This is a genomic window from Thalassospira sp. UBA848, assembly GCF_002295455.1.
In the GTDB taxonomy this organism is placed as follows: Bacteria; Pseudomonadota; Alphaproteobacteria; order Rhodospirillales; family Thalassospiraceae; genus Thalassospira.
On record NZ_DBGS01000037.1, the window covers coordinates 8,197 to 14,691 of the forward strand.

The 6,495-nt window shown below is 54.0% G+C and carries 4 protein-coding genes and 1 pseudogene; 3 read left to right on the plus strand and 2 right to left on the minus strand.

Going from position 1 to position 6,495, the window contains the following annotated elements:
* Both folP and B2R48_RS04580 read left to right on the plus strand, forming a co-directional pair.
* Positions 1-642 (plus strand): dihydropteroate synthase (gene folP, locus B2R48_RS04575; protein ID WP_296998339.1); only part of this gene is annotated, 642 nt, incomplete at its 5' end.
* A gap of 265 nt (positions 643-907) precedes the next feature.
* Positions 908-1,693: a response regulator transcription factor gene (locus tag B2R48_RS04580; RefSeq protein ID WP_213472599.1), complete on the plus strand. Its 786-nt coding sequence runs from the start codon at positions 908-910 to the stop codon at positions 1,691-1,693.
* Between the two features lie 67 nt (positions 1,694-1,760).
* On the opposite strand, the gene B2R48_RS04585 is transcribed toward B2R48_RS04580, so the two are convergent.
* Positions 1,761-3,755 (minus strand): 7TM-DISM domain-containing protein, encoded by a 1,995-nt coding sequence (locus tag B2R48_RS04585; protein WP_296998341.1) that lies wholly within the window; start codon positions 3,753-3,755, stop codon positions 1,761-1,763.
* Positions 3,752-5,758, minus strand: coding sequence for an ATP-binding protein (locus B2R48_RS04590; RefSeq protein WP_296998342.1), 2,007 nt, complete (start codon positions 5,756-5,758; stop codon positions 3,752-3,754). Before B2R48_RS04590 ends, B2R48_RS04585 begins: the two co-directional genes overlap by 4 nt.
* A 273-nt stretch (positions 5,759-6,031) precedes the next feature.
* On the opposite strand from B2R48_RS04590, the pseudogene B2R48_RS04595 reads away from it, so the two are divergent.
* Positions 6,032-6,495: pseudogene (locus B2R48_RS04595) on the plus strand (phosphoglucosamine mutase); the annotation flags it as partial.

Sequence of the window (6,495 nt, forward strand, 5' to 3'; positions counted from 1 at the left end):
CCGGGGGCCGATGACGTTTCCGAGGACGAAGAAATTAACCGCGTCGTTCCGGTCATCCGCGAACTCGCTGCCAAGGGGCATGTGGTTTCAATTGATACCCGCCATGCAACCGTCATGGAGGCCGCAATTGAAGCCGGAGCTGCAATCATCAATGATGTTACCGGCCTTGAAGGCGATGAACGTTCCATGGAAGTTGCTGCCGCATCGGGCAAGCCTGTCATGCTGATGCATATGCAGGGCGAACCCGGCACCATGCAGGCAGACCCGCAATATGACTGCGCGCCGCTTGATATCTATGACTATCTGCTCGATCGCATCGAAAGCTGCGAGCGGGCTGGTATTTCACGCGATCGCATCTGCATTGATCCGGGCATCGGCTTTGGCAAGACGCTGTCGCATAATCTTGAACTTCTGTCGCGTCTTGCCATCTTCCATGGTTTGGGCTGTCCGATCCTGCTGGGCACGTCGCGCAAATCGTTCATAGGCAAAATTGATCCCAAGGCGGATCCCAAGCAACGTCTTGGCGGATCGATTGCCTCTGCGGTTAACGGATGGCGTCATGGCGTTCAGATGATCCGCGTGCATGATGTTCCCGAAACAGTACAGGCCATCTCGGTCGCAAGCTCCACGGCGGTTGTATAATGGTGTGCGACGGGTATCGTCTGCACGTATAACTTGTCTTCTGCCAAGCATCGTTTAAAACAAGGCCCGCCACCGGTTTATGCGTTGCATATTACCAGTGGCGGGCCTTTTGCATTGGGGGGACGGGATTCTGGCATTTTCTGACCATTCATGGTTGGGGCTTGCAGAATTGGCACAATGGTCACATACCTTTGGGTATTAAGTAAAAGTGGCACCAAAGTCACAATTTAAGGTTGGACAAACAAGCGAACGCGAAGGTCTTTATATGAACGAGATTGGCAGAGCGGCGCAGTCGGTTCCCGACGATGCGGCGTCTGGCTGGAATGCAATGGCACACTGTGTTTACGTCGTGGAAGACAACACGGACCTTAACAAGGATCTGTGCGAGTATCTTGAGATGTGCGGTTTGGAAGTAGTCGGCTGTGAAACCGGCGCTGCTTTCTATCGTGCGCTCGACGCGCGCAAACCCGATGCTGTCATTCTTGATATCATGCTGCCGGATGCAGACGGTTATCAGCTGGCACAGCATGTCCGCAAGACCGTCGATTGCGGTATCATGATGCTGACCTCGCTTTCCGGGATGGACTATCACCTTACCGGTTACAAATCCGGTGCCGATGTTTATCTGACCAAAGACAGCCCGCTTTCGGTGATTGAGGCAGCCCTCAAGCCGCTCCTGCGTCGTGCATCACGGGGCGAGGATGAGACGCCAGATGAAACGACCCCTGACGATCACTGGGTCCTTGATCTTCTTAACTGGACGTTGCGCAATCCTGACGGCACCGAAGCCAAGCTCACCGCGACCGAACGTACAATCATCAAGCTTCTGATCGAGGCCAATGGTGCGTGGCTGACGCGTCCGGAAATTGTCGAGGCGCTCGGCAAGGCCGACACGGCCGAAAATTGCCGCAACCTTGATACAGCCATTCGCCGTGTTCGCCAGAAGATCGTCAAGGAAATTGGCGAAGAGTTACCGGTGCGGACCGCCTATGGGCGTGGTTACGCCTTTGCCTCACCAGCCACCGTTTCCGGTGAGGCTGAGGCGTCCTGACGCCCCACACTTTCCACGACAGATCATGAAGCCGGTTGTGCGGTACCGCCAAACTGGTGATGTCGCGCTATTCACTTGGCAGAATCAGGCAAAGCTCGATACCTGTGCCGCCGCGGTCACGCAGGGTAATGGAACCGCCGTGGGATGCGACAATGCGTTGTGAAATGTTCAGTCCGAGTGCGCGACTCAGGGCCTGTGTTTCCATATCACGTCTGAATAGGGCATCCGCGATCAGACCGATCTCGGTGTCGTCCAGTTCGTCGCCGCTGCACGGGATTCTGATTTCGACCAGTGTTTCTTTTGGCCTATAGAGGTTGATGTGTATTGGCCTGCCATGCGCAAAGCGCCGGGACGTCTCGATCAGGTTGGTGATGGCCAACGCCATCAATGTTTCGTCGATGAAAACCTCGGCACCGGCTGTTTCATGGCATGTCACCAGGATTTCTGCACCTTCACGGGTGGTTTGCGCGGCAAATTCCGCAAGGAAGCGATCGATCTGGACTGTTGTTCGTTCAAGCGACAGGTCGTGCGTATCAATGCCATCCTTGCTCAGGAAAACATCCACCAGTCGGGCCAGTTTCCGCGCCTGAAGCTGAATGCGCTGCAAACGTTCAAGAACATCCCCCCTGTGGTTTTTAAGGCGCAGCATCAGCATTTCAGATGACCGCTGGATCACGGCAAGCGGGGTGCGGAATTCATGTGACAGCATTGAAATCAGGTTGCGCTGTTCTTCAACCAGATTGGTGGTTTCTGCCGCCCTGATTGTCATCACCCGGCGTTCTTGATCCAAATAGGACAGACGTGCCGCCATCAGGATTGCCATCCCGGTCAGGTGAAACAGCAAGGTAAACTGATGAAGCTCAAGTCGGGCAGGCGTCGCATCAATTAATCCGCTGTGCGACAGTTGAAGAAGCACGGCCGGGCCCGTCGGCAGAACAAGCAAAATCAGATACGCCCAGTTAAGCCAGTTCCGCCAATCCTGGACCGCACGGATCGCCAGAAAAACACACATCAGAATCATGAATGCCGAATGGCTCGGGACAATATAGGTGCCAAAAACGGTATAGAGGTCGTTTGTTGAGCTGACAACAAAGCCAAAAATGACACATGCATAGGCGATGCCGAACAGGTAAAGCGGCAGCATGCGTTTTCTAAGCTCGACGATATGCATCCACAGCAACACGGTGCCGCAATAGGAAATGATATTTATCACGCCAAGAAGCAGATCATTTATCCATGGCAGCTCGGGGCGCAAAACGCCAAGCGCGATACCATTCACAATGGCAACTGTTGTACCCACCGCGGCGACCCATACACCATAGGTGGCGACAATTACGTCACGCAGCATCAGGCCAAGCGCCAGATAAGCCAGCCCCAGGGTCACAATCAGGCCAAAGAAAATATTGGTCGCGACGTTGCGCGTTGTCAGCGATGCGATCAGGTCGTTGGCAGGCCACAGCTTTAAGCGCAAAAGGTTTGCGCTGTTGCTCTCGACCCGGATGATCAAACGGTACTCACCCGGTTCAAGAACGGGTAAAGATGCAAGCTGTGCCGTGCCGGCAACCGGGCGTTCACTGGCAGGGATATTGTCGCCAAGCTTGACCTGCCAGATCGGTTCGCCCTGATCGGCCTTGAAAAGGTAAAGGTCAATAAAGTTCAAATAGCTTGGGCCAACTTCGATGGTCGGTGATTGCGCAAGTGTGCCTTCAATCCCAAGCTGGACCTGATGCCAGATGATATCGGTTGTATAGCCAAATGACGGAATGGCCGTTGTCTGCTCAAACGCACTTTGTGGCAGGCCCAGAATATCTTGCAGACCAAGTGACTGCGTGGCGTCAACATAGGACGACACATGGGGCGTCAGATCAATCGTGTCATTGAGCGGGGCTGCCACCATTGCGCGGTTTTTGCCGACGTCCTCGGCCCCGGATTGCGCATGGACAGGGGTGCTAGTCACTGCCATCGCAGCAAGCAGTATCAGGAAAGCCATCCGGGCCAACAGACGATTGCCCGCACTTGCGGTGGTTTTTGCCTGCGTAAATTTGTCGGAGATCAGCTTCATTCGTCTGTCTCCCTGTTGCTCGGCTTGCGTCTTGAACCGCCCATAACCCGCAAAAGGACGTCGTTGGTTTTTAAAACCGTCGCATCCTTGTTAAAGGGAAGTTTGATCAGGATGGTGGTGCCGCCTTTTTCGCCGACATTGACTGACAGGGACCCGTCATGTGCTTCAACGATGCGGCGTGTCAGATGCAGGCCAAGTCCGACCCCTTGTGTTTTTGCGGCTTCACGACCGCGATAAAACGCATTCAACACATTGCTGATGTCCTCGGCCGCGATGCCGGGGCCTTCGTCTACAACGCGGATATAGACATAGCCATTGGCCGATCTGTTACACGCGATCCAGACAGCCGCACCCGGCGCATATTTCCGCGCATTCTCGATCAGGTTGACGATGGCGCGTTCCAGAAGGATGCGGTCAATATCGACAATTGCGAACTCGGAATTGATCAGATTGACGTTCTGTCCGGGCACTTCGCGGTGACGCCGCGCAATCAGGTCTGCGAGAAAAGCGTCAATCGCCACCGGCTCGCGAGTGGTCGTAAAGGTCGCGCTATCAAGTGTGTCCTTGGTCAGAAACGCGTCGACAAGTCCGGATAACTGCGATGCATTATTTCGTATGGTGCCAAGCCTGCTATGAACAGCATCCTGTTCGCTGCTAAGATGCAGGCCCAGAATTTCAGAGGATCGCTGAATGATTGCCAGCGGCGTGCGAAATTCATGCGACAACATGGTGATGAATGCGCGTTGTTCACCGGCCAGCTGGCTGGCGCGCTGGTTCGATGCGGCGGCGTTCATTCGACGGTGGCTAAGCTTGTAGGTTCGCAACCCCATCGCGATGGCGATCATTGTCAGGTGAACCACCGAACTTGCCGAATAAATACTGGTGGTAACTGCGTTGACCGGTATCACGCCAACCAAAAGCAACAGATGCGCAATCACCGCCATTGTCGGAACGCCAAGCGCAACCATCAGAAAACTGTGTTCAAGCACCTTTTTCTGCCGGATTCCCAGATACACCAGATAGATCAGAAGCGTCGAAAGCAGGATTACATCTGGAATGAAAAACAGCTTGGCAAAGATGATATAGGCATCCGTTGTTGCGGTCAGGAACCCGAGACCGGCAAGGAACGAGAACGTGGTCATCACCCGGTGGAGCCATCGGTTATGCCGGTCAAGCTCGATAATATAGCTCCACATCGTAACACTTGTTGCAATCGCAAAGGCAGTGCCGGTTCCGGTCAGGAAGTCGCTTGTCAGATACCAGAGATCGGTGAACAGAAAATGTGCGTATCCCGAAACCCCGAAATTGATCAGAAACAGCGAGAAGATATAGGCTGAATACCAGGTGACGGCCTTGTCTGATGAAAGAACCCCAAGTGTCAGGTACACCCCGAAAGCGACCATAAGAATGCCGAGGTAAATCCCCTTGGGGAAGCTGTTGCGGCCGATATTGGCGATTTGCTCTGTTTCAGGCACCAGTTGCGCCTGAAAGATATGGGCGCTGTTTGTTTTGATCGCGATGGTCAGCCAATAGTCGCCGGGTAAAAGTTCCGGCCATTCCGACAGATGCAAGAGACCGCGCACATCATTCTTGCCTTTGGGCAATCTGTCGCCAACACGATCACGCCAGATAACCGCACGGGTATCTTCCTTGACGATTGCCAGTTTGATGTCGTTCAAATAGGGCTGCCCCATCTCGATATAGGACTTTTCCTGCCCGCCCTGGTCGGTGTCTGAGACAGTGAACGCCGCACGATACCATACTGTATCTGGCGTATAGCCCGGACCTGCCGTGTTAAATACATCCTCAAACGCGTCATTCGGGATGTTTATAAGGTCGGCAGGAACATTGATCGTGTGGGGGGTGACCAAGCGCTGTAAAAATTGGCCAAGGATGATTGTACTTGTCGGCCCATTCATGCCGACACTGAAATGTTGTTGGCTTGTATGTGCTTTCGCAGGGTAGGGGGACATGGCAAGGCAGACAGCGATGACGATTGTCATAAAGCTAAATGCTGCCACCATCGAACGTAATTCGCGCAAAGCTCCCCCGAAAACAAACGCCTTCATCACATTCGTTTCTGATAGCGGGTTTTGACGCCAAGGTCATTGCTTTTATCAGAACTGTTTCATGTGACAGTGTTAACGGATTGGTCGCCAACTTGACGCTAGAATGTGGTGATTGCCGGTGGCAATGCGACGCCACTTTGATATAACCAGCATTCAGAATGGTTGGCAAAGGCAGGCATGCCTGCAAAGCAAGCAGAGATACAGAATATGAGCCGCAAATATTTTGGCACCGATGGCATCCGCGGAACCGCCAACACGGCCCCGATGACCGCCGAGGTTGCCCTGAAAGTCGGGATGGCCGCAGGCCACTACTTCACCCGTGGCGATCACCGCCACAAGGTCGTGATTGGCAAGGATACCCGACTGTCGGGCTACATGCTTGAACCCGCTCTTGTTGCCGGTTTTACCTCGATGGGGATGGATGTGATGCTGGTCGGCCCGATGCCGACCCCGGCTGTCGCCATGCTGACCAAATCAATGCGCGCGGATATTGGTGTGATGATCTCTGCGTCGCACAATCCGTTTCAGGATAACGGTATCAAGCTGTTTGGCCCGGACGGCTTCAAACTGTCTGACGAGGTAGAGCTTGAAATCGAGGCCCTGATGGAAAGTGATCTGTCAGGCAAGCTGGTTCCGGCCAATGCGCTGGGCCGTGCCAAACGCATCGATGA